The following is a 23,849-nucleotide window of genomic DNA, read 5'->3' as shown; positions in this document are numbered from 1 at the left end:
CGAACTGCCGGACACCACTCACCACCAATCACCAACCCGTCCTGGGTTGTGTCCTCGCACGAGTCCCGCTAGCGTGGGGCTGTCCCTGCATCGCCCCCTGCCGTGAGTCCGAAAGCCGCCCACTTCCTGCTCTCCGACTGGCTAGATCGCCAGCAGGCTGCCTTGCCTGCGGTTTGGGTCGCGGCCGTGCGCGAGCGCGAAGGCATCGCCTTGCCTGCGCTGGCCGCACCGGTCATCGAATTGCTGGATCGATTGCGTGCCGATGCGGAAGTGCAGTTGGCGGCCTTGCTGCATCTTTCGCCCGAACTGCGTGCCCTGCACACGCCTGAACGCGCGAAGGCAGCGCCTGGCCTGGAACTGCTGCTCGATGGGCTGCGCGCGGCCGAGCAGGTCTGGAGCCTGCATGCCCAGCGCGAGAGTCGCGGCAGTGCCGAAGGCCTGCGTCGCCTGCTGCTGGCGATCATCCGTGACCTGCGTGTCGTCCTGATCCTGCTGGCCGAACACCTCGCGCGCTTGCGTGCGGCCGGCAAGGCCCCACGCGAAGAACAGATGGCGCTGGCCCAGCTTGCCGTCGATATCCATGCGCCGCTGGCGAACCGTCTCGGCATCTGGCAATTGAAGTGGGAACTGGAAGACCTCGCCTTCCGCTACCTGCAGCCGGAAACCTACCAGCGCATCGCCCGTCTGCTCGACGAAAAACGCGGCGACCGCGAGCGTTTCATCGAGGAAGCGAAACGCCGCATCCGCAAGCTGCTGGCGGACGAAGGCATCGATGCCGATGTCGCCGGCCGACCGAAGCACATCTACAGCATCTGGAAGAAGATGCAGCGCAAAGGTGTGCCTTTCAGCGAACTCTACGACGTACGCGCAGTGCGCGTGTTGGTCAACGACATCGCCGACTGCTACGCCGCGCTCGGCCTGGTGCACCAGCTCTGGGCACCGATCCCGTCCGAGTTCGACGATTACATCGCCCAACCCAAGGGCAACGACTATCGCTCGCTGCATACCGCCGTGGTCGGGCCGGAGGGGCGCAACCTCGAGGTGCAGATCCGCACGCGCGAGATGCACGAACACGCCGAGCTCGGCGTCGCCGCGCATTGGCGTTACAAGGAGGGCGGCAAAGGCGAGGCCAGCTTCGAACGCAAGGTCGCCTGGATGCGGCAGCTGCTGGATTCGCGCGATGGCGACGAGGAAAGCGAAGCCGGGTTGCTGGCAGGTTTCAGCACCGAGCTGATCGAAGACCGCGTCTATCTGCTGACGCCGCGCGGCGAAGTGGTCGACTTGCCGAAAGGCGCGACCGTGCTCGATTTCGCCTACGCCGTGCACACCGAAGTCGGGCATCGTTGCCGCGGCGCGAAGGTCAACGGCCGCATCGTGCCGCTGGATTTCCAGCCCGGCAGCGGCGATCGCGTCGAGATCATCACCGGCAAGACCGGCGAACCACGCCGCGATTGGCTGTTGCCGGCCAATGGCTTCCTCGCCACCGGTCGCGCGCGCGACAAGGTGCGCGCCTGGTTCCACAAGCTCGATCGCGCCCGCAATCTGCAGGCCGGTCGCGAGTTGCTGGAGAAGGAACTGCGCAAGATCGCGATGCTGCAGGCCGATCTGGCGCCGGTACTGGAGAAATTCCACCTCGCCTCGCTGGAGGAGCTGCATGTCGCGCTGGCGCTCGGCGACATCGGTCCGAGCCAGGTCAGTCGTGCGCTTCACGATCACGCGCAGGCGCAGAATGCCGCACCAGCGGCGCCCACGCGCGCGGCACCGCGCAAGGCGCGCAAGGAAGACGGCAGCCGCTTCACCGTCGAAGGCGTCGGCAACCTGCTCGTGCAGCTGGCGCGTTGCTGCCAACCGGTGCCGGGCGATGCCATCGTCGGCTATCTCACGCAGGGGCGCGGCGTCAGCGTGCATCGCCAGGGCTGCGTCGCGGTCGAACGCCTGATCGCCGCGAAGCCCGAACGCGCGCTGCCGGTGAATTGGGGGCGTGTCGCCGGTTCGCGTTACGAGGTCAATGTGCTGATCCGCGCCTACGACCGCAAATGGCTGCTGAAGGACCTGACCAACCTGATCGCGCAGGCCGAGATCAATATCCTCGGCATGAACTCTCAGGTCGATCCGACGCGTGGCCTGGCCGAAGTGCGCGTCGCATTGAACGTCAACGACTTCCAGCAACTCAGCGAACTGCTCGGCCGCCTCAACGCCGTGCCCGGCGTGCAGGAGGCGAGACGGCTGGGCTGAATGACGTAAGATGGTACTCGTCTGAAGGAGCATGCCATGTCCGCCATTTCGCCACGCGACCTCGCCGCCGCCCTGACCGAACTCTGGTCGCCGCGCGTGATCGGCGAACTCGACGACAACTACGTCAAGGTCGCGAAGGTGGAGGGCAGCCTGGCCTGGCATAGCCACGAGGGCGAGGACGAGCTGTTCTACGTGCTCGACGGCGTGTTCCGCATCGAGATGGAAGAGCGAACGGTGGTGCTGAACCCGGGCGAGATGTTCGTCGTGCCGAAAGGCGTCCGGCATAACCCGATCGCCGAGGAGGAGTGCTTGATCCTGCTGATCGAGCGCAAGTCCACCCTGCATACCGGCGATGTGCGAACCGAAAAGACCCGCTCGATCGACGAACAGCTGCGGGCGCTCTAAGCACGCGAAACCCCTGTCGGGGCTCGTAGCAGAGCGGTTTTCCATGGGCGCTTGACAATCTACTAATCAATTAGTACTAATATCGCCGTACATACCCTGGCGGCGATCCGATGGACCATCCCAATCCCACCGAAGGCGAACTGGCGATCCTGCGCGTGCTGTGGTCGCGCAAGGAGCCGATGACGGTGCGCGAAGTGCATGCCGTGCTGTCGAAAGGCAAGGACACGGCCTATACCACCGTGCTGAAAATGCTGACGATCATGGCCGAGAAGGGGCTGGTGCAGCGCGACGAGAGCGAGCGCAGTCATACCTACCGCAGCGTGCATGCCGAGCCGGTGGTGCAGGCGTCGCTGCTGAAAGACCTGATGCGCCGTGCTTTCTCGGGGTCGGCGCTGACCCTGGTGCAGCGTGCGCTCGACGATCAGATGGCGAGCCAGGAAGACCTCGATGCGATCTCGCGTCTGATCGCCGACGCCAAGGCGAAAAAGAAGAAGCGTTGATGGATACGTTGTCCGTCGCCCAGTTCGGTATCGCGCCGGCCCTGGCCTCGGCGCTGCTGCATTCGCTGTGGCAACTGGCCTTGCTGGGTTTCGCCGCCGCCGGCGTGCTGTCCGCGATGTCGCGTTCCAGCGCAGCCCTGCGCCATTCGGTGGCGATGGGTTTCCTGCTGTCGATGTTGTTGCTGCCGTTGTTCCAGTTCTTCCGTTTTCTGGGCGTGTCGAGCGGCAAAACCGAAGGCGGGCTGTTGCCGATGATCGGCATGCAGAAGCTCGATCTGGGCGCCGGTGTATTTGCGCAGCAGTCGGAACCGTTGGCTGGCCTTGTCGTGGTGGCCTGGCTGCTGGGCGTGGCCCTGATGCTGCTTCGGCATGCAGGCGGATTGCACTACCTTCGTCGTCTCGAACGCCAGCCCTGGCAACCCTTGCCGGAAGACTGGCAGCGGAGCGTACAGGCCTTGCGCCAACGCATGGGCATCGCCCGCGACATCGTCGTGCGCCTGTCCGCCGATGTCGCCGTGCCGTTCACCGCGCGCCTGCTTCGTCCAGCGATCTGGTTGCCGCTGTCCCTGCTGACGCGCACGCCGCCGGAGCAACTCGAAGCGCTGATCGCGCACGAACTGGCGCATATCGCGCGCAAGGATTGGTTGTGGAACGGGTTGCAGTGCCTGATCGAATCCCTGCTGTTCTTCCACCCCGCGGCGTGGTGGCTCGGCCGGCGCATCCGGCAGGAACGCGAAAACGCCTGCGACGATCTGGCGGTGGCGGCCTGCGGGGACGCCATCGTGTTGGCGGAGGCGCTGGCGGCGCTCGAATGCCAGCGCAATCTGCATTCCCCGCGTCTTGCACTTGCCGCCCAAGGGGGCTCACTCATGCAACGCATCACCCGATTGTTGTCGGATTCACCCACGCGGGCGCGCTGGGGCGCGAGGGCCGCGCTCGGCCTGCTCGCCTTCGCCGGCGTCGCACTCGCGATCCAGGTCGGCGTTGCCGGCGGCGCGATGCCCGAGCTGCACGTCATGTCGACCAGCGACGATGGCAAGCTCGGTCCTGGCGACGTACGCGAAATCACCGCGAACGGGATCGATGGCAAGCGCTTCTACCGCGCCAGCGTCGATGCGAACGGCAAGTTGACCGAGCTCTACCAGGAGAACGGCAAGACCCTGCCGATCGATGCGAAGACTCGCGCCTGGGTCGACAAGCTCTCGCGCGCTGTCGTACCGCCGCCGCCCCCGCCGCCTCCCGCGCCACCGCCGCCGCCGGCACCACCGCCGCCACCGGAACCGCCCCTGTTGTCGGATGTGCCGGAAACCAAAGGCCTGTTCGAACTCATCGCTGCCGATCCGCGTGTGTTGGCGAAAACCGGTTCGCCGGTCGCGCTCTCGCACGATGTCCCGGATGGCGAAATACACGCCGACGAAACCGGCGGCACGGCCGAACTGCGAATGAAGCTCAAAGGTCCCGAGGGCATCGCCATCGTCGACCTGACCGCCACGCGCACGAACCGCCAATGGAAGCTCGATACCCTTGCTGTCCGCTGACCTTTTTTTGCCCTAACCTACTAACAGGTTAGTAGGTTAGGGCCTTTCGCCTGCATTCCGAACTGATACGAAGATGGAAGCGATCGCAGAGCATCGCGAGGCACCAGATCGGTCGCTCGACGATGTCGATGCGTCGCCACCGCCTTCGTCTCTGCGACGGCTTTCGCTACCCGGGCGGCGTCGTTTCCGGAAGGAGCTTCGGCGTAGGCAAGTTCGGATCGAGCACTTTCGCGATGCCAAGCGCGAACACGGCGCCGACACATTGCGCCAGAACAAAGGCGCCGACGTCCTGCAGCCGGATGCCTGAGAAACTGTCGGTGAACGCGCGCGCCAGCGTGAGGGCGGGGTTGGCGAATGACGTGCTCGCCGTAAACCAGTAGGCGGCGAAGATGTAACCCGCCACCAGGAAAGGCATCGCCGTCGGGCGATGCCGTCGCGCCAGCAGGATGGTCAGCAGCAGGCCGAAGGTCGCCACCGCCTCGCTCAGCCACTGCCCAGCGCCTGTTCGCGTGTGCGAACCGACTTGCAGCAAGGGAAGGTCGAACATGGCGTGGGCCAACAGCACGCCGGCGATCGCCGACACGGTCTGTACGAGCAGGTAGGCGATGGCGTCGCGCGAACCGATCTCGCCGCGCCAGCGCATGGCCAGGCTCACGACAGGATTGAGATGCGCACCGGAGATCGGTCCGAGGATGGAGATCAGCACATACAACGCCGCCGCGGTGGCGGCGGCGTTAGCCAGCAACGCGACCGCATCGTTGCCCTGCGACAGGCGTACGCCCATGATGCCCGAGCCGACCACGCAGGCGAGCAGCAGCATCGTGCCGATCGCCTCGGTCGCGAGTTTACGACCGAGCGCCATCAGAGTTGCGCCAGCAGCGTTTTCACGCGCGAGGAGATCTCGTCGCGGACCGCACGATAGGCATCGTCGTCCATCTCGCGCGGATCGGGCAGGTTCCAGTCCTCGCGACGCCTGGCGGGAACCCAGGGGCAGCTGTCGCCGCAGCCCATGGTGATCACCGCATCGAACTCGCCGTCGATATCATCCAGCGATTTCGAGGCGTGCGCGGACAGGTCATAGCCGAGTTCGGCCATGAAACGGATCGCTTTCGGATTGATGCGACCCGAAGGGCGCGAACCGGCGCTCAGCGCATCGAGCGCTTCGCCGCCGTGGAGACGTGCGAAGGCCTCGGCCATCTGGCTGCGGTTGGCGTTCTCGACGCAGACGAACAGAACGCGTTTTTTCGGATTCACGATGGGGTCTCGCGTCGTGGTCGCTTAGCAGCAGACCGAAGCCGGCGCACAGCACGGGCCGCTCTTGTCCGCTCGCGGCTTCATCGCCGACACGTTCGGCGTGCAGGCGGCGCCATCGGTGGCACAGGCCGCTTCGCCCGCGTAGTAGGTGGTCGCTTCGCCGAAGGTATGGAAGGTTTCCCAGCGCGTACCTTGCGGATCCTCCGTCCACAGTTTGTCGGAGCGCGCATAGCAGCAGACGGTCGCTTCTTCCGGAATCACGCTGCCGCCGGCGGCGTCGAGACGTCGGCCAAGCGTCGCCAAGCCATGCTCGTCGTCGACTTGGATGCCGAGGTGATCGACGCCGGGGTTACGGCCGGTATTGGAGATGGCGAAGTTGATGCGGGGGTCTTCCAGCATCCACTTGGCGTAGTCGTTTTTCACGACGGTTGGTTCGGTAGCGAAAAGGGCGGAATAAAAACGGATGCTCGAGGCGAGATCGGCGACATTCAGATGCACGTGGAAGCGATTCATGGGACGGCTCCTTTCTTTCGTGGCGTACAGGCAGTCGCCGGGGTGCAGTCGGCCGCACCCGCGCAACAGTTTTCGGTGAGGTAGGCAAGCAGGGCGTTCATCTGCGTGTAGTCGGCGCGCACGCGGATCACGCGGCCTTCGCGCTGGTCGATGACCAGCTTCGCCGCGCGCAATACGTTCAAATGCGCGCTCAGCGTGGCGGGCGGCAGGTCGAGCAGATCGCGCAGCTCGCCGACCGACAGTCCGTCCGGCCCGGCCTGGACCAGGCGACGGTAGGCGGCGAGTCGGGACTCGTGACTGAGCGAACCCAGGGCGGCAAGAGCATCGGCGGTCTTCATAATTCCAATATTCCAGAAATATGGAAATATGTCAACATGCCTTAGGGAAATTGGCCAACAGCGCCGGTCATCAGGTTTCGGCTAGCAGCAACGCCCGCCGGTGCCGCGGTAGCGCGCGGACTGGCGGTCTGCGAAGAATTCGGCGTAGCTCATCGGCTCGCGTTCCGGATGATGTTGCCGGGCGTGGCGTAGATAGGCTTCGTAGTCGGGCACGCCGATGGTGATGCGCGCGGAGTCGCGTGCGCGTCGCCACAGGCGGCGGAGCAGGTCAGGCAGCGACATGCGGCGTCTCCTGCGCGGTGATGCCAGGCGCGCGATAGGCCTTAAGCGCGGCGCGCAATCCGAGTACGACCAGCGAGATCACCAAGGCCATCAGAATGACGGTCAGCGTGGCGTTGACGTAGTCGTTGCGCAACACCTGATGCATCTCGTCCATGGTCTTGGCCGGCGCCAGCACTTCGCCATGCGCGATGGCGTCGGAGAACTTGCGCGCATGCGCGAGGAAACCGATGCGCGCGTCCTCGTGCATCAGTTTCAGCCAGCCCATGCTCAGGGTGCAGATCACCAGCCAGGTGGTCGGCAGCAAGGTGACCCAGATGTAGCGTTCGCGTTTCATCTTGACCAGGCAGACGGTAGCGAAGGTCAGCGCGATGGCGGCCAGCATCTGGTTGGCCATGCCGAACAAGGGCCACAAGGTATTCACGCCGCCGAGCGGATCGATCACGCCCTGGTAGAGGAAATAACCCCAGGCCGACACGCAGAGCCCGGTCGCGAGCACATTGCCGACCCAGGAATCGGTGCGCTTGAGCGGCGCGTAGAAACTGCCGGCCAGATCTTGCATCAGGAAGCGGCCGACGCGCGTGCCGGCATCCACCGTGGTCAGGATGAACAGGGCTTCGAACAGGATGGCGTAGTGGTACCAGAAGGCGAGCATGCCTTCGCCGGAGAAGATCTGGTTCAGGATCTGCGCCATGCCGACCGCCAGCGTCGGTGCGCCGCCCGTGCGCGAGAGCAGGGTGGTTTCGCCGATCTCGTGCGCGGTGGTCGTGAGCATCTCGGGCGTGATCACGAAGCCCCACTGGCTGATCGCAGCGGCGGCCGAATGCACGTCGGTGCCGATCAGCGCCGCCGGCGAGTTCATCGCGAAGTACACGCCGGGCTGCAGGGCGCAGGCGGCGATCAGCGCGGTGACGGCGACGAAACACTCCATCAGCATCGCGCCGTAACCGATGAAACGCGCATCGGCTTCGTTCGCCAGCAGCTTCGGCGTCGTGCCTGACGAGACCAGCGCATGCCATCCCGACACCGCGCCGCAGGCAATGGTGATGAACAGGAAAGGGAACAGGCCGCCGGCGAAGACAGGGCCGGTGCCATCGACGAAACGCGTCACCGCCGGCATCTGCAGTTGCGGCATCGCGATCACGACGGCGCCGGCCAGCAATACGACGGTGCCGATCTTCAGGAAGGTGCTCAGGTAATCGCGCGGCGCCAACAGCAGCCAGACCGGCAGCACAGCGGCGAGGAAACCATAGCCGATCAACATCCAGGCCAGGGCCTTGCCGTCGAAGGTGAACATCGGGCCCCAATGCGGATCGGCGGCGACGATGCCGCCGTAATGGATCGACAGCAGCAGCAAGACGACGCCGATGATGGAAACCTCCAGCACCTTGCCCGGGCGCAGCCAGCGCAGGTAGACGCCCATCAGCAAGGCGATAGGAATCGTCATCGCGACGGTGAAGGTGCCCCAGGGGCTGATCGCCAACGCCTTCACCACGACCAGGGCCAATACGGCGAGCAGGATCATCATGATCATCAGGATGCCGATCAGGGTGATCGTGCCGGCGGCCGGACCGATCTCGCGGCGGATCATTTCGCCGAGCGAACTGCCGTCGCGCCGCAGCGAGAAGAACAACATGACGAAATCCTGCACCGCGCCAGCGAGCACGACGCCGAACAGCAACCACAGCAGGCCGGGCAGGTAGCCCATCTGCGCGGCAAGCACGGGCCCGACCAGCGGACCGGCGCCGGCGATAGCGGCGAAGTGATGGCCGAACACGACCCAGCGATCGGTCGGCACGTAGTCGAGCCCATCGTTGCGGCGCACGGCGGGGGTGGCGCGCGTACCGTCCAGCCCGAGCACGCGATCGGCGATGAAACGGCTGTAGAAACGGTAGCCGATCATCTGTATCGCGACCGTCGCGCCGATGACCCAGGCGGCGTTGACGGTTTCGCCGCGGCGCAGGGCCAGCACGCTCAGGCAAAAGGCGGCGAGGGCGGCGACGCCCCACCAGAACAGTTTCTTCAGGACGGAAGGCATGCGCGGCCGGTCGGGTGGGGAGTCGGCCGATAGACTGCCACGGAACCGGCGTTAAACGCGATGCACGGGATCGCGCCGGGACGCGGGTCGGCGCGTCGTAAGATGCGGCATGCCTTCGATCCCCCCGAATCGCTGATGGCGCCCCGTTCGCCCGCCCGCTTCCTCGGCTGGAGCGCGGCCGCGATCGCATTGTCGGCGGCGGTCGCGCTGGCGGTCTGGCGCGAGCCGCTCGGTCGTTTCCTGTTGCCCGATCCACGATTGAACCAGCGCCTCGCGGCCGCCGATGCGGCCCTGGCCCGCGGCGAACTGACGCGAGCCGACGGCAAGGGTGCGCGCGAACTGTATGAGGCCGTGCTGGCGGCCGATCCGGATCAGTTGGCCGCGCAACAGGGGTTGGCGCGGATACGCGCGGCCGTACTCGTCAACATCGACCGGGCCCTGCGCGCGCATCGCCTGGAAGAAGCGCGCACGCAGCTGGGCCTGGCCGCATCCTTGTCGGTGCCGCAAGAACAACTGCAGCCGTTGCAGGCACGTTTGCTCGAACTCGATCGATCGGCCGCGCGCCTGCCCGAATGGCTGGCGGCGGCGCAACGTCCCGGCGCGACGGCCAAGCAGGCGCTGGAAGCGTACGAGGCCATCCTTGCCGTCGATGCCGGCAATGCGATCGCATTGGAAGGCCGAAGCGAGGTGCTCGGTCGCGAACTCGAACGTGCGCAGGCCCTGTTGACGCAGCGTCGTCTGGCCGAGGCCGAAGCCATCGTCGCCGCCGTGATCGCACGCGATCCCGCGCATCTCGACTTGCCGGAGGCGCAGGCCGCGCTGGGCGAAGCGCGCGATCGCCGGCAGCGGCAGCTCGCAGGGCTATTGCGCACCGCCCAACGCGACCAGCGTGCCGGGCGATGCGAACGCGCCGCCAAGCGTTACCAGCAAGTGCTGGCCGACGATGCCGGCAGGCTCGTCGCAAGAGAAGGTCTGCAGGCCTGCGCGAGCAAACTGCTGCAGCGCGCAAACGAACAGATCGCGCGACAGGATTTCGCCAGCGCCGAGCGCGGGCTGGCGCAGGCGCGTTCGTGGTCGCCCGAGCTTCCCGGCCTGACTGCCGCGCGCCGGCATCTGCGCCAGGCGCGGGCAGATCAAGCGCGCCTGCAGACGCGTTCTCAGGTGACGCAGTTGCCGCAACTGCTGGCCGAGGCTCGCGACGCGATCCGCACCGAACATTTTCTCGAACCGCCCGGCGCCAGCGCCTGGGATCGCCTGCGCGTTGCGGCCTCCATCGCACCGGGATCGGAGGAGCTGAAAAAGGTACAGAACGAGTACCGCCGCGCGGCGCGTAGTTGCCATGAGCAAGGACTCGTCGAGAACGATCTCGGTCGCGCACAAGCCTGCCTGGAAGCCCTGGTCGCGATCGATCCGGGCGATACACGCCTGGTACCGGCGCGACTGCAGTTGGCCGAACGCTGGTTGGCCTACGCGGAAGAGCGTATCGGCGCCAGCGACTTCGTCGCCGCACGGCGCGCGCTGAATGCGGCGCAGGCCATCGATGCTTCGAACGCGCGACTGGCGGCGATGGAAGCGCGCTTGCGCCAGGCCGAGGGCGTGCCGCAGGCGAGGCAGCCTTAGGGCGTGTCGCCTCGCACAATCCATCGCGCGCGCATGCCCGTTGGAAAGTTCGGTCCGTTTGTCGTCGGAGTTCCGGCTGACGCCAATCAGCGACTCAGGTCGGCCTGAGTGCGCTAGCAGAATCCCTGGGGAATGAATACGTAAATAGTTCACACATGAGCGCGAGACGGCGCTCACAGATTCACCGTATTCCTCCACGCCTTCCAAGTCCTGCGGCTCGAATCGGAGGCACTTGTAATCGTGGGAACGCCTGATCGTGAAAGCGCTGCTCAGAATCGTCGTGCTGCTTGTCCTGTCCTTGTCATGGGCTGCGCCCACGAAGGCCGACACCATCGAGAATGCGTACCAAGCCTGCTACGACCAGATCGCGGACGCCTATGACTGGGCGAGCACCGAGTGGCCGAACCATACCGTCAAGAAGGACACGCTTCACTGCTATCGCTACGTCGATGGCGACGACCGCATCTTCATCAAGACTGGCGGCGACCTCTGGATATGGAGAGACCTGAGTTATTCGACACAGACCACCTACTACTTTTGCTGCCATCACAAGTCGAAGGTGCAGGTGACGCAGGATTGCCCCGTGGACAAGGTCTGGGTCACGCAGGGTACGAATACGACGGGCCTGAGCGGTAGCTGCGAGGACCCGCCGCCGCCGGATCCGCCGCCGACGGCAGAGGAGTTCAAGTCGCTCGGCTTCGTCGACTGCCCGACCGGCAAGTGCCCGATGTACGGCAATCCCATCAACAGCGGCAACGGGAACAAATTCCAATCGGAAGTCGATATCGCGACGAGCGGCCTTCTGGGGTTCACGCGCTATTACAACAGCGCCGCCACGGCGGCCTCCCATCTGTTGGGGGCGCACTGGACGCATACATATTCGCGCAAAGTCGTCGTGGACGACGACGTCGCCATGGTCTGGCGACCCGATGGCAAGCAGTTCCAGTTCGTCTTGACGGGCGGCAACTGGGTGCCGGATGCCGACGTGGTAGGCACCCTGCAGCGCTTTGTCGACGGTGGCGGTGCGCTGACCGGCTGGACCTACGAGGCGGAAGACGCACGCCAGACCGAGAACTATGACGCGCTCGGTCGCCTGACCAGCATCGTGCGCCTGGGCGGCGAGTCCGTGACCTTGGTTTACAACGGCGGCGTCATCGAGAACAACGACGACGACCATCTGTTGACCAGCGTTACGGACCAGAGCGGCCGCAAGCTGGTGTTCACCTATGATGCCGATCGCCGCATCGACACGCTGAGCGATGCCGCCGGCGCCGTCGTCACCTATCACTACGACACGACAGGCCGTCTGGTCGGCGTCGATTTCCCGGGTTCGACCAGCCGTAGCTACCTGTACAACGAGTCGGCCCATACCTCGGGTGCAAACCTGAGCTACGCCTTGACCGGCATCATGGACGAGGAGCTTCAGCGCTACGCGACCTTCAAGTATGCCGCCGACGGCCGCGCGATCTCGACGGAACACGCTGGTGGCGTGAACAAGTACACGATCACTTACGGCGCCGAGGGTTCGGCGCTGGTCCAGCGGCCGAGTGGCGTGATCGCCAGCCTGGAGTTCGTGGAGATCCTGGGGGTCAGCAAGATTTCCGGCACCGAGGAAACCTCCGGTTCGACGACCCGAGCCAACAGCTACTCTTTCGACGCCAACGGCCGTATCGATGTTACCGCCGACGCCTCGGGGATCCAGACCGACCGCGACTTCAATAGTCGCGGCCTGCTGACCCAGGCCATCGAGAACACCGCCAACACCGGCAGCACGCGCCGCACGACGCAGACGGACTGGCACTCGACCCTGGCGATTCCGACCGAGACCCGTCTGTACGACAGCGCCTCCGCGTTGCCCGGCACGCTCAAGTCGCGCAGTACCTATGCCTACAACAGTCGCGGCCAGGCGACGGCCGTCTGCCAGATCGATGCCTCCAACAGCACGGCGATGGCCTACAGCTGCGGCAGTTCGGCCAATGCGCCGACCGGCGTACGCCAGAGCCGGATGATCTATTGCGAAGCCGGCGACGTCACCGCCGGCACCTGTCCGCGGGTCGGCTTGCTGATTTCGGTCGATGGTCCGCGCACCGATGTGACAGACACGACCGCGTATACCTACTACGCCAGCGACGACAGCAGCTGTGCCGGCTCGCCGACGACCTGCCCGCATCGCAAGGGCGATCTGTGGAAGGTCACCAACGCGCTTGGCCAGGTCAGCGAGATCCTGGCCTACGATGCCACCGGCCGGGTGCTATCGACGAAGGACATCAATGGTGTCGTAACGGATATCGAGTACAACGGTCGCGGCTGGCCGGCGGCCCGCAAGGTCCGCGGCACCAACAACAGCTCCGAGACGGACGACTCGATTACCCGCATCGACTACGACGACACCGGCGCGGCGACGAAGGTAACGGAGCCCGATGGCGCCTACCTCAGTTTCACCTACGATGCCGCCCATCGCCTGACCGACGTGACCGACAACCTCGGGAACAGCCTTCACTACACGTTGGACAATGCCGGCAATCGCGTGCAGGAGGACAGAAAGAACAGCGGTAGCACGGTCAAGCACAGCTTGTCGCGTGTGTACGACACCCTGGGTCAGCTCGAAACCGTGGCCGATGCCTATGCCACGCCGGCCGACTTCACCTACGATCTCAATGGCCAGCCCGACACGGCGACCGATCGGCTCGGACGCATCAGCGACAACGACTACGACGCGCTGGGCCGCCTGACGCAATCGATCGCGAACACGGCAGGCTCCGGCGCCGAACGCCCGGTGACGGGTTTTGCCTACGATGCGCGCGATCATTTGACGACGGTGACTGATCCGAAGGGCCTGAACACCACGTACACCTACGGCGGCCTGGATGACCTGACGCAGCTGGTCAGCCCCGACACGGGCACGACCACCTATAGCTACGACAGCGCCGGTAATCGCACGGACCAGACCGATGCGCGTGGCGTCACGAGCAACTACAGCTACGACGCCTTGGGGCGGCTGACCGCGCAGACCTTCCCGACCACCGCGCAGAACATGGCGTTCTACTACGACACGGCCGAAACGGTCTGTGCGACCGGCGAGACCTTCACGGCCGGGCGGCTGACGAAGTTCAGCGATCAGTCGGGCAGCACGAAGTTCTGCTACGACCGTCGCGGCAACCTGGTCCGGAAGGTACAGGCCACGGGCTCGAATACCCATACGACCGGCCTCACCTACGATGCGGCCGACCGCGTCACCGCCATCAGCTATCCGAGCGGGGCCATCGTCACCTATCTGCGCAATGCCAACGGCCAGATCGAGCGCGTGGACGTCAAGCCCTCCGCGAGCGCGAGCCAGGTCACGGCGGTCAGCGCCGTCACCTATCTGCCTTTCGGCCCCGTGAATACCTTGACCTTCAACAACGGCCGGGTGCTGACCAAGGCCTATGACCTGAACTATGGCATCGACAGCGTCAGCGACTCGGCGACGACGAATCCGCTGAGCCAGGATTTCACTCTGGACGTGCAGGGGAATGTCACCGGTCTGACCGAGCGCACCAATGCCTCGACGACGGTCACGCGTACCTATACCTATGATGGCGTGGATCGACTGACGGCGCAGAAGAACGGCAGCGCGACGGTCGAGGGTTTCGCCTACGACGCGACCGGCAACCGTACCAGCAAGACGGTAGGCGGCACCACTAATTACAGCTACGCGTCCACCAGTCATCAGCTGACCAGCGTCGGAAGCACCTCGCGCAGCTACGATGCCAATGGCAACCTGACGCAGATCGGCACGGGCGCCAATAGCTATCCGAAATACACGTACTACGATTTCAACCGAATGAAGAATGTATTGGTCAAGCCAAACTTTCTGGTTCAGACGACGACTTATCTGTACAACGCGCGCGGCGAGCGTGTTCAGAAGTCATCCGGAGCGGCGGACAAGACCCAGTTCGTTTACGACGAGGCTGGACACTTGATCGGTGAATACCAGGGCTCAGGCAATCGCAGTCGTGAATACGTGTGGCTGGGCGATACTTTGGTGGCGGTCATGCAGGACGATGGAACTACTGCGACGCATTTCTACGTCGAGACCGACCACCTCGGTGCGCCGCGTGCCATCGTCGCGCCCAGCACGAACACCATCGTCTGGCGCTGGGATATCAATCCCAAGGCCTTCGGCGAAAACGCGCCCAATACCGATCCCGATGGCGATGGCACCGCTTTCCGGCTCTTCAATCTGCGGTTCCCGGGGCAGTATTACGACGAGGAGTCGGGCCTGCACTACAACTACTTCCGCGACTACGAGCCAGGCACGGGACGGTATGTGCAGAGTGATCCGATTGGGTTGGGGGGTGGGGCGAGTACATATGGATATGTTGGCGGCAATCCGCACAAGTTTATTGACCCATCCGGACTAGATCTTGTCCCAAGGGAGCGGAGAGGTATGGCTTGGTCCTCAGGGCCTGTAGGGACTCTTGATGGAATGACTGGTACGCGACATGTGCGATCGAATCCGCCACTGAAAATTGGTCCAATCGGCGAAGTAGATGATACTGTGGGTCACTATTGCGGGACGCTGGGTCGCCCCTGCGGGCAGGCGCCGAAATCGTGCCCTAGTAGTGCGCCGGATCCTCTTGCCAGTTGCTTAAGCAAATGCGACGAGGACTTGCGAGCTGCGCTGAACAAGGAACTGGATCGGTACACTGATGATGTCTGCGACCGGGGCACTGAATATGGCACCTGCGAGTGGCAGGCGATCACGAGGCACATGAGTCTGGACTACTTGGCGCGCGAAAGAGGGAGCCAATGCCGGAGAGCTTGTCTAGGGTCTTCAGAATGAAAAAGGTTTAGCAAGAACTAAGGACACCCACTTTTCTCTGGTGGATCCGCTGCAGAGCGAAAACGCCGCCCAAGGGCGGCGTTTTTTCACATTTTATGGTGACGACGCGTTTGCATCGCCAAAAAGATTGCAGTTCTATTGACTAAGGTCGAAGCGGGTACGTACTGGGGTAATTAGTCATGAAAACAATAACGGCACTACTGTTAATGTTGCTCTGTTTGCTTGGGTGCGCGCATTCTTCGCGTGTATCACCACGGGCATATGTTTTCAGTGTGACCGTTCAATGCGAGGTTGGGCAGTTGATAGTTGTCCAGACGGTGTCAAACGCTGGAATGAAGGAGATGATTGTCACGGAAAACCAAGTTCCTTGGTCGACCGGAGAGAATGGGGCCTATTTCTCCATTCGGGATGCTTTTGCTGATCCAAAGAACTAAGGACACGCACTTTTCCCTGGGGAGGCTAAGGACACGCACTTTTCTCTGGCGGGTCTGACGAAAAGAACTAAGGACACCCACTTTTCTCTGGTGGATCCGATGCAGAGCGAAAACGCCGCCCAAGGGCGGCGTTTTTTCACATGTGATGGTGACGGCGCGTTTGCATCGCCCACACGCCATCCACCCTTTCGGGCTTGGCTGTCACGCTTTCGGGCTCAGTTCGTTTTCGCCAGCGCCGTTGCGATGCCGATGCCTTTGATCCACCGCTGATGCAACCGCGCGGCCCAGTCGGTCAGATCCTGTACGTCACCGACAATGCGCCAGTAACCCGAGCCGATCGCCTTCACTCGTACGGCCCAGCGATCAGGATGGGATTCGAATCGTTGCAAGATGCTCGGCGCGTGTTTCGGAATGGCTCCGCGTTTGTCCGGCCTGACCTGCCTGCCTGTCCATTCGACCAGGGCCAGGTAGTCGCCGAGGCTTAGCGGCAGGCAGGTCGCGATCGAACCGGCGATGGGCTGCAGCCGGCGGGCGAGTTGGGCTTCATCGGCCGCGTCTATCCGGGCCTTCACGCTCGTGTGCCGAGAGCGATCCAGGCGAATTGCCAAGCCCGACCGGATGGGGTTCAGATCCACATAGGCCATCGCGGCGAGCAAGGCCCGTTCATCGCACAGCACTTGGGCCTTGAACCTTCCCTCCCAGAAGCGACCCTTGCAGCCGTCCTCGCCATTGGCGGCGCGCGCAATGGGCTCGGCTAGGCATTTCATCAGCCAGGACAGGTCCGACAGGCGAGAACGGATTCGCTGCAGCCGTTCGGGTTGCGTCATCAGCAGGCGCTGTTTGAGTCCACGTGCTTGCTCTGAATCCTCCCGAGGCGGGAACAGGCGTACCCAGCGCGCGGCTACGGCCTCGTCGCTCCAGCCATCAACCACGGCCGGATCGATCTGTACCACGAGGTGCAGATGGTTGCTCATCACGGCATAAGCGTGGATGGCGATGGCGAAGCACTCGGCCAGCAGGAGAAAGCGCCGTTCGATCCAGGCCTTGCGGTGCTCGAACGACTGACCGGTGTGGCGATCGATACCGCAGAGGAAAGCACGCCGCACGCAGCGTTGTACGCAGTGATAGGTGCCGGGCCCGCCGGGCGGGATGAGAGAAGCACGTGCGATGGTCATGCGTCGAACATGACGAGGACCGTGCAGGTGAGCTATCGGAAATGTCTGAAGCGGGAGTCAGCGAACATCGATATAGTGGGTGTCCTGTGTTCTTTCTGTACTATTCAGAGGAAAAAGGGGACGGCGTTAGTTCGTTCTATTGGCTGCTCCGCGCAGCTGAGGCAGGGGATGCCCAGAGCCGGCTGCTAGTATTATCGGTGCTGGAGGAAAGCAAGGACTACCACAATCGAGCTATGGGGCGGTTTCTCCGAGACAGGTGGAAAACGGCGAGCCCATAGTTTCTGTTTCGATAAATGGGGTCGGAGCAATTAAGTCGCTCATAAAAAGGAAGACTAAGGACACGCACTTTTCTGTGAGGGGTCCGATGCAAAGCGAGTTCGCCGCCCTTGGGCGGCGTTCTTGTTTGGGATGGGCACGATGCGCTTGCGTCGCCCACGCGCTAGCCTCCCTTCCGGGCTTGGGGGTTCAGCTTTCGGGCTTAGTCCGCTTTCGCTAACCTGGTTGCCAGGCCGATGCCCTTGATCCATCGCTGATGCAGGCGCGCGGCCCAGTCTTTTCCCTGTATTGCAGGACGCGCAATGAAAAGAGCCCGCTTTCGCGGGCTCTTTTCATCACCAGGCGTATCGCTGGGAATCAGAAGCGATAGTTCACGCCGACGCGGAACACGCTCAGGTCCAGGTCCGAGGTGTGCGTGAACACGCTGCTCGGCCAGGTGTCGTCGACGTCGGTCGTCAGGTTGTTGCTGGTGCCGCCGACGGTGTCGAAGTCGGCGCGCAGGTATTCGGCCTTCAGCGACCAGTTGTTGCCGAAATCGTGTTCGTAGCCGACGCCGTAGATCCAGTCGTCCTGCGTATGCGAGGCGGAGTAGGATTCGCGCGCATCATCGTAGGTGTCGGTGAAGGCGTCGTCGATCTCGATGTCGACCTGGGCCCAGCCGGCGGTGAAATAGAACAGCGAACGATTGTGGGCGTAGCCGATACGCGCACGCAGCGTCTTCAGGTCGTCGGCCGACGTCTTCTCGTACACGGTGAACGTGGTCGGCGCGCAGCAGGGATAGGCCGCGCTATCGCTGCGGCTGTCATCGGCATTCAGGGCGGTCCAATCGGCTTCCAGGCCGAGCACGACCGAATCCCACTGCCAGTTGTAGCCGAACGTCAAGCCGCCGGCGAACCCGCTCGGATCGACCTGACCGTTGCCGGCGGCGGTGATGGCGGGCGTGCTGGTGCTGGAGAAGTAGCCGCTGTTGCTGTAAGCCGGCGAGGTGGTGACATCGGAACTGCCGTCGGCGTGGCCGGCGGTGACGCCGACGTAGAAGCCGCTCCAGTCGGTGGTATCGGCGAGCGCGGGGGCGCTGGCGGCGGCGGACAGGGCGAGGGCAAGGACAAGCTTGCGAAGCGTCATGGCGTTTGCATTCCTGGTTTTGTTGGGGGCGATGGCTGGCGCGGCGCGAGTTCGCGGCCACATTCGCCATCGCAGCCTATAGACGGAGATCGCGACGACCACAGGACAGCCACACGCGAAAAAACTTCGGGCGCGGTTCAGTTGCGCGGCGTAAGCGCCGCCAGCAGGCCTTGCAGCGTTTGCCTGGCCGCTTCCGGCGAAAAATGCCGTTGCGTGTTCTCCAGTCCGCCCACCCGCAGGCGCTGCCAGAGCGAATCGTCGGTGTACAACCGAACCACGGCGTCGGCGAACGCCGCCGCTTCGTCGGCGACGAGGACGTTCTCGCCATCGTGCAGGCGCATGCCTTCCACGGCGCAAGGCGTCGCGACCACCGGCAGGCCGCGCGAGAGGCTGTGATTGATCTTGCCCTTGACGCCGGCGCCGTAGCGCAACGGCGCGACGCTCAGTCGCATGCCGTCGATCAGCGCGTCGAGCATCGGCACATGGCCGTGGAAGACGACGCCGGTGCGTTCGCCCAGCGCGACGATGCGCGCTGGCGCATCGCCGCCGACGAGATGCACGCGTAGGTCGGGAACCTGTTCGCGGATGCGCGGCAGGATCTCGTCGACGAACCACAGCGCCGCGTCGACGTTCGGTGGATGCCGGTAGCCACCGACGAAGACGAGGTCGCGGCGCGACGCGAAATCCGGCGTGCGCTCGTCGCTGCGGTGGATGTTCGAGACGATCTCGACCTTCGCACCGGGCACGAGCTCGCGCAGCAGCGCCTGTTCGTGCGGGCTGACGACCCAGGTGGCATCGGCAGCTTGCGTCAGGGCCAGCTCGCTCTCGCGCGAACGCTGCGCGGCCTGAGCGGCGGCCTGGTCGCCGGTTTGTGCTGCTTCGCGCTCCTCGCGCAGGAAGTGCAGGTCCACCGTATCGAAGACCAATTGCGCCTGCGGTGCATGCTCGCGCAGCAGGCGCAACAGGGGCGATAGCACGTAGTGGCGCGAAACGACGATCAGGTCGAAGCGCGGGCCGTGTTCGCGCAACCAGGCCGGCACGTCGCCGATCCAGGGATGCCACCAGGCCTCCACGCCGAGCTGCTGCAAGGCCAGGGTGTAGCCGCCGTCGTGCGCGAGGTTCTCGGCGAAGAAACTCACCGAACAGCCCTCTTCGCAGAGCAGGCGCAGCAAGGCGAGCATGCGCACCGAGCCGGAATCGCGATCCGGCGTCGGCGTGCAGGCGTCGATCACCAGCACGCGGCGACGGCCGCGGTGCACGGAGGCATCGGTCTGGCCGCGCCAGGCGGCCGGCGCGTGCTGCGTCGCCAGTTCGTGCTGCCAGCGCTGGCGGAAGCGCGACTGGTTCGTGATCTGGTGCGCCTTCACGCCCTGGGCGGTATCGGTGCCGGCGGTCGCGCCCTCGTAATGCACGACGACCGAAGCGGGCTGGTAGCGCACTTTCAATCCGGCGCGCCGCACGCGCATCGCCAGGTCGGTGTCTTCGTAATACGCGGGCGCGAAGTGCGGATCGAAACCCTCGAGCCGCTCGAACAATTCGCGTCGCAGCGCGATCGCCGCGCCCGAGCAATAGTCGGCCTCGCGCAAGAAGTTGAAGGTCGGATGCGCCGGGTCTTCGAAACGTCCGACGTTCCAGGCGCTGCCATCGCCGAAGACGAGGCCGCCGGCTTCCTGCAGACGGCCGTCCGGATAGACCAGCTTGCTGCCGGCCAGCCCGGTGTCGGGAAAGGCCTGGAAGGTCGACAGCAGGGCGTCGAGCCAGCCCGGCTGCACGGCGGTATCGTTGTTGAGGAAGACCAGATAGTCGCCGCGGGCGATGCGCGCACCGGCATTGCAGGCGCCGATGAAACCGAGATTGCGTTCGTTGCGATGCAGTCGCAGGCCGGCGACTTCGGCCAGCACGTCGGCGCTGCCGTCCGGGCTGGCATCGTCGACCAGGATCACCTCGAAGCCGGCGGCATCGCCGCATTTCGCCAGGGCCTTCAGGCAATGCAGGCTGTAATCGAGTTGGCCGTAGGCCGGCACGATGACGCTGGCGCGCGGCCGGGCAAGGAAGGGGAAGGACAGTTCGCGCGCCGATACCGGCTCGGGATACAGGCGCAGCGGAGCGGGGGCAGGGCGCGAGCGGTAGCGTTCGCGGATCGCCGACCAGGTCGCGCGAACGCCACGGGTGCGCAGGCTGGCCAGGCCCCGACGGAACAGCCCGAACCATCGATTCAGGCGGTAGGCCATGCCGCTGGCCGACAGTCGGCGTCCGCCGTGCGTCGCGTCGGACATCAGGCGCACCGCGACGAGCGGATACCGGCCCGGCGGGAGAGGCAACGGCCAGTGCGTCGATTCATCTTCAAGCACGAATCCGGGTCGGAGGGCCTGATAAACTGCCCGAATCGCCCATTTTAAATGATCGCCGCCTTGCGCGAAGAAGACGAAGACGACGCCGAGACAGCCGACGTTCACCGCCCCTGGCGCCGCTGGGTCCTTCGTGGATCCCTGCTGGCGCTCGGCCTGCTGGTGGGCATCGGTATTCCCTATGTCTGGTACATGGACAAGCAGGTGCGCAACGAATTCGCGCAGCTGCAATGGCAGGTGCCGACTCGCGTGTACGCGCGACCGCTGCAACTGCAGGCTGGCGTTCGACTCGATGGCGATACGCTGGAGATCGAACTGACGTCGGCGGCGTACCGCAAGGACGGCAGCGGCCAGTTGCCCGGCACGTATGCGCGCGATGGCGGTCGTTTCAAGATCGGCACGCGCGCCTTCACCGACATGGACGGTCCGGTCAATGCGCGCCGTCTCGACGTCACGGTGTCGGGTGGTCGCGTGGCTTCCGTGCGCGACGCCGAGAGCAAGCGCAAGCTCGACAGCGCCAAGATCGATCCGGCCCGCATCGCCACCTTGTACGGCAACAGCGAGGAGGAGCGTCGGCTCATCCGCCTCGAGGAAGCCCCGGAACTGCTGATCACCGGCCTGCAGGCCGTCGAGGACCGCAACTTCAAGCACCACCACGGCATCGACCCCTGGGGCGTGATGCGCGCGATCTGGGTGAACCTACGCGAGGGCGAATTCGAACAGGGCGCGAGCACGATCACGCAACAGATGGTGCGCAGCCTGTTCCTGAGCAACACCAAGACGGTATCGCGCAAGCTCAAGGAAGCCCTGTACGCGCTGATCATCGAAGCGCGTTTCGACAAGAAGAAGATCCTCGAGGCGTATCTCAACCAAGTCTATCTTGGCCAATCGGGCAACCAGTCGATCCGCGGCGTCGCCGCCGGCGCCGATTTCTGGTTCGGTCGCGAGCTCAACACGCTCAAGACCGAGGACATGGCCCTGCTGGTCGGCATCATCCAGGGCCCCGGTTACTGGGATCCGCGTCGTTTCCCCGAGCGTGCGTTGAAGCGCCGTGCCATCGTGCTCGGCGTCTGGGAAGAACTCGGGCTGATCACGGCCGAGGAAGCCAAGCGCGCGAAAGCCGCGCCGCTCGGCGTCAGCAGTCGTCCTGGCGTGGCGCGCAACCGCGCACCGGCCTTCATGGACCTCGTGCGCCGGCAGCTCGCGCGTGACTATCCGGCCGACGCGCTGCGCGGTGCCGGTCTCAGCGTGATGACGACGCTGTCGCCCTCGGTGCAAACCCTGTCCGAGCGCGCGGTCGCCACGACGCTGGCGCGCATCGAACGCAAGCAGGGCCCGGCATTGCAGTCCGGCATGGTCGTCACCGACACCAGCGGCGGCGAAGTGCTGGCCATGGTCGGCAGCCGCAAGGCCGACGAACACGGCTTCAATCGCGCGCTGGAAGCGCAGCGCCCGGTGGGCTCGCTGCTGAAGCCCTTCGTCTACCTGCTCGCCTTGGCGCAGCCGGATCGCTATTCGCTGGCGAGCTATGTCGAGGACTCGCCGGTCGAAGTCACGCAACCGAATGGCAAGGTCTGGCGCCCGCAGAATTCCGACGGACGTTCGCACGGTACGACGACGGTGGCCGGTGCGCTTGCGCATTCGTACAACCAGGCGACGGTGCGCGTCGGCATGGACGTCGGTCCGGAGCGCATCGCCGAACTGATGAAGGTCCTGGCCGGCCTGCGCGCCGAACCGAATCCTTCCCTGATCCTCGGTTCGGTGGATCTGTCGGTGCTGTCGATGACGCAGATGTACCAGTTCCTCGCCTCGGGCGGGCAATTGCAGCAGTTGCGTGCGGTGCGCGGCGTGCTCGATCCGAAAGGCAAGGCGATCAACCGCTACGACTTCAATGCCGATCCGGCCCAGGCCGGCGATGCTGTCGCCGCGCGCCTGGTCACGCTGGCGATGCAGGGTACGGTGACCTACGGCACGGCGAGCCAACTGCAATCCGATGGCTTGGGTTCGTTGCAATCGGCCGGCAAGACCGGCACCAGCAACGACAGTCGCGACAGCTGGTATGCCGGTTTCACCGGCGATCATCTGGCCGTCGTCTGGGTCGGCAACGACAAGAACGAACCGACTGGCCTGTACGGCGCCACCGGCGCGATGCGCGTGTGGTCGGCGCTGTTCACCAAGTTGCCGTCGGAGCCGCTGCGCGTCGGCAGCGAAGGCATCGAATGGGCCTGGCTCGACGCCAGCGAATACGCGACGACCGAAGAAGGATGCCCCGGCGCGCGCCGTGCCGCCTTCGTCAGCGGCTACATGCCTCCGGAACACAAGACCTGCCAGGAAAGCAGCTGGCTCGACTGGTTCCGTCTCAATGGCGATGGCGCACCCCCGCCTGACGGCGCCGCTCCGCCGCCTCCCGCCGAGGAGCCCGTGCAATGAGAACTCTTCTGGGCATCAGCCTCTGCCTGCTGCTCGCGGCCTGCGACAGTACGGGCGGCAATACGGCGACGAGTACCACGCGCAAGCTGACGCCGGCGGAGATGCTGGCGCAGGTGCGCGCCTCGGGAAAACTCGGCAACGAACTCGATGTGCAACCCTGGCGCGATCCGCAGGTGGAAGACCTGCGGCAGGCGGCGACCGCGGCGGAATCGCGCGGCGACATGGCGGCGGCCGACCAGGCGCTGCAGGGTGCGCTCGCCATCGCCACCGACGATCCCGACCTGCTGCAGTGGCGCGCCGAACTGGCCTTGCTTCGTCGCGACTGGGCCCAGGCCGAACAACTTTCCCTGCGCTCATACGAAAAAGGTCCGAAGCTCGGCGGTTTGTGCCGGCGCAACTGGAGCACGGCGCAGTACGCGCGCGAAGCGCGTGGCGATGCCGTGGGCATGGGGCAGGCGCAGCAGCGTGTCGCGACTTGCGCCGTAACGCCCCCGCCGCGTTACTGATGGGGATGGC

17 protein-coding genes are annotated in these 23,849 nt (G+C 64.7%); 8 read left to right on the top strand and 9 right to left on the bottom strand.

From position 1 onward, the window contains the following. The first annotated feature begins 126 nt into the window (after nt 1-126). The 4 genes from QM707_RS08170 (at nt 127) to QM707_RS08155 (ending at nt 4,678) form a co-directional block, all read left to right on the top strand. Entirely contained in the window at nt 127-2,235 is a 2,109-nt protein-coding gene (locus tag QM707_RS08170; RefSeq protein ID WP_415001828.1) for a RelA/SpoT family protein, read from the top strand. A gap of 36 nt (nt 2,236-2,271) precedes the next feature. After that, complete coding sequence (locus QM707_RS08165; protein ID WP_415001356.1) at nt 2,272-2,640, top strand: cupin domain-containing protein; 369 nt, start codon at nt 2,272-2,274, stop codon at nt 2,638-2,640. Between the two features lie 110 nt (nt 2,641-2,750). Next, nucleotides 2,751-3,140, top strand: a complete 390-nt coding sequence (locus QM707_RS08160) for a BlaI/MecI/CopY family transcriptional regulator (protein ID WP_415001355.1) — start codon at nt 2,751-2,753, stop codon at nt 3,138-3,140. Then, complete coding sequence (locus tag QM707_RS08155; RefSeq protein WP_415001354.1) at nt 3,140-4,678, top strand: M56 family metallopeptidase; 1,539 nt, start codon at nt 3,140-3,142, stop codon at nt 4,676-4,678. The genes QM707_RS08160 and QM707_RS08155 overlap by 1 nt, the downstream gene beginning before the upstream one ends. Nucleotides 4,679-4,844: 166 nt before the next feature. Here QM707_RS08155 and QM707_RS08150 read toward each other — a convergent pair whose 3' ends face one another. From QM707_RS08150 to QM707_RS08125, 6 genes are all read right to left on the bottom strand, one after another. After that, complete coding sequence (locus QM707_RS08150; protein WP_415001353.1) at nt 4,845-5,540, bottom strand: aquaporin; 696 nt, start codon at nt 5,538-5,540, stop codon at nt 4,845-4,847. Next, a complete protein-coding gene (locus QM707_RS08145; RefSeq protein ID WP_415001352.1) occupies nt 5,540-5,932 on the bottom strand; it encodes an arsenate reductase ArsC in 393 nt (130 codons plus the stop codon). Before QM707_RS08145 ends, QM707_RS08150 begins: the two co-directional genes overlap by 1 nt. A 24-nt stretch (nt 5,933-5,956) precedes the next feature. Continuing rightward, complete coding sequence (locus tag QM707_RS08140) at nt 5,957-6,445, bottom strand: ArsI/CadI family heavy metal resistance metalloenzyme (RefSeq protein WP_415001351.1); 489 nt, start codon at nt 6,443-6,445, stop codon at nt 5,957-5,959. Then, entirely contained in the window at nt 6,442-6,783 is a 342-nt protein-coding gene (locus tag QM707_RS08135) for an ArsR/SmtB family transcription factor (RefSeq protein ID WP_415001350.1), read from the bottom strand. Before QM707_RS08135 ends, QM707_RS08140 begins: the two co-directional genes overlap by 4 nt. 81 nt (nt 6,784-6,864) lie before the next feature. Further along, the gene (locus QM707_RS08130) at nt 6,865-7,065 is read right to left on the bottom strand and encodes a YbdD/YjiX family protein (RefSeq protein WP_415001349.1); all 201 of its coding nucleotides are present in this window, start codon (nt 7,063-7,065) and stop codon (nt 6,865-6,867) included. Then, on the bottom strand, nt 7,052-9,100 hold the full coding sequence (locus QM707_RS08125) for a carbon starvation CstA family protein (protein ID WP_415001348.1): 2,049 nt from the start codon (nt 9,098-9,100) through the stop codon (nt 7,052-7,054). Before QM707_RS08125 ends, QM707_RS08130 begins: the two co-directional genes overlap by 14 nt. Before the next feature lie 135 nt (nt 9,101-9,235). Here QM707_RS08125 and QM707_RS08120 point away from each other — a divergent pair, with 135 nt between their 5' ends. Both QM707_RS08120 and QM707_RS08115 read left to right on the top strand, forming a co-directional pair. Next, nucleotides 9,236-10,720, top strand: a complete 1,485-nt coding sequence (locus QM707_RS08120) for a hypothetical protein (protein ID WP_415001347.1) — start codon at nt 9,236-9,238, stop codon at nt 10,718-10,720. A 256-nt stretch (nt 10,721-10,976) separates the two neighbouring features. Continuing rightward, on the top strand, nt 10,977-15,545 hold the full coding sequence (locus QM707_RS08115) for an RHS repeat-associated core domain-containing protein (protein WP_415001346.1): 4,569 nt from the start codon (nt 10,977-10,979) through the stop codon (nt 15,543-15,545). A gap of 649 nt (nt 15,546-16,194) precedes the next feature. Here QM707_RS08115 and QM707_RS08110 read toward each other — a convergent pair. The 3 genes from QM707_RS08110 to QM707_RS08100 all read right to left on the bottom strand — a co-directional run bounded on the left by QM707_RS08110 (nt 16,195) and on the right by QM707_RS08100 (nt 20,831). Then, complete coding sequence (locus tag QM707_RS08110; RefSeq protein ID WP_415001345.1) at nt 16,195-17,154, bottom strand: transposase; 960 nt, start codon at nt 17,152-17,154, stop codon at nt 16,195-16,197. Between the two features lie 633 nt (nt 17,155-17,787). Further along, nucleotides 17,788-18,555: an outer membrane protein gene (locus QM707_RS08105; RefSeq protein WP_415001344.1), complete on the bottom strand. Its 768-nt coding sequence runs from the start codon at nt 18,553-18,555 to the stop codon at nt 17,788-17,790. A 137-nt stretch (nt 18,556-18,692) separates the two neighbouring features. Continuing rightward, a complete protein-coding gene (locus QM707_RS08100) occupies nt 18,693-20,831 on the bottom strand; it encodes a glycosyltransferase (RefSeq protein WP_415001343.1) in 2,139 nt (712 codons plus the stop codon). Nucleotides 20,832-20,954: 123 nt separating this feature from the next. Between QM707_RS08100 and mrcB the strand changes: the two genes are divergently transcribed. Both mrcB and QM707_RS08090 read left to right on the top strand, forming a co-directional pair. Further along, nucleotides 20,955-23,333: a penicillin-binding protein 1B gene (gene mrcB / locus QM707_RS08095; protein WP_415001342.1), complete on the top strand. Its 2,379-nt coding sequence runs from the start codon at nt 20,955-20,957 to the stop codon at nt 23,331-23,333. After that, a complete protein-coding gene (locus QM707_RS08090; protein ID WP_415001341.1) occupies nt 23,330-23,839 on the top strand; it encodes a hypothetical protein in 510 nt (169 codons plus the stop codon). Before mrcB ends, QM707_RS08090 begins: the two co-directional genes overlap by 4 nt. Nucleotides 23,840-23,849 lie beyond the last annotated feature (10 nt).

Source organism: Arenimonas sp. (assembly GCF_047602345.1).
Lineage (GTDB): Bacteria > Pseudomonadota > Gammaproteobacteria > Xanthomonadales > Xanthomonadaceae > Arenimonas.
Note: the sequence above shows the minus strand (reverse complement) of the source record. Positions and strands in the feature narration are given on the sequence as shown.

Coding starts and splice junctions, on each gene's coding strand:
- QM707_RS08165 (WP_415001356.1), top strand. CDS start 2,272: ATGTCCGCCATTTCGCCACGCGACCTCGCCGCCGCCCTGACCGAACTC.
- QM707_RS08160 (WP_415001355.1), top strand. CDS start 2,751: ATGGACCATCCCAATCCCACCGAAGGCGAACTGGCGATCCTGCGCGTG.
- QM707_RS08155 (WP_415001354.1), top strand. CDS start 3,140: ATGGATACGTTGTCCGTCGCCCAGTTCGGTATCGCGCCGGCCCTGGCC.
- QM707_RS08150 (WP_415001353.1), bottom strand. CDS start 5,540: ATGGCGCTCGGTCGTAAACTCGCGACCGAGGCGATCGGCACGATGCTG.
- QM707_RS08140 (WP_415001351.1), bottom strand. CDS start 6,445: ATGAATCGCTTCCACGTGCATCTGAATGTCGCCGATCTCGCCTCGAGC.
- QM707_RS08135 (WP_415001350.1), bottom strand. CDS start 6,783: ATGAAGACCGCCGATGCTCTTGCCGCCCTGGGTTCGCTCAGTCACGAG.
- QM707_RS08130 (WP_415001349.1), bottom strand. CDS start 7,065: ATGTCGCTGCCTGACCTGCTCCGCCGCCTGTGGCGACGCGCACGCGAC.
- QM707_RS08125 (WP_415001348.1), bottom strand. CDS start 9,100: ATGCCTTCCGTCCTGAAGAAACTGTTCTGGTGGGGCGTCGCCGCCCTC.
- QM707_RS08120 (WP_415001347.1), top strand. CDS start 9,236: ATGGCGCCCCGTTCGCCCGCCCGCTTCCTCGGCTGGAGCGCGGCCGCG.
- QM707_RS08110 (WP_415001345.1), bottom strand. CDS start 17,154: ATGACCATCGCACGTGCTTCTCTCATCCCGCCCGGCGGGCCCGGCACC.
- QM707_RS08105 (WP_415001344.1), bottom strand. CDS start 18,555: ATGACGCTTCGCAAGCTTGTCCTTGCCCTCGCCCTGTCCGCCGCCGCC.
- QM707_RS08100 (WP_415001343.1), bottom strand. CDS start 20,831: ATGTCCGACGCGACGCACGGCGGACGCCGACTGTCGGCCAGCGGCATG.
- mrcB (WP_415001342.1), top strand. CDS start 20,955: ATGATCGCCGCCTTGCGCGAAGAAGACGAAGACGACGCCGAGACAGCC.
- QM707_RS08090 (WP_415001341.1), top strand. CDS start 23,330: ATGAGAACTCTTCTGGGCATCAGCCTCTGCCTGCTGCTCGCGGCCTGC.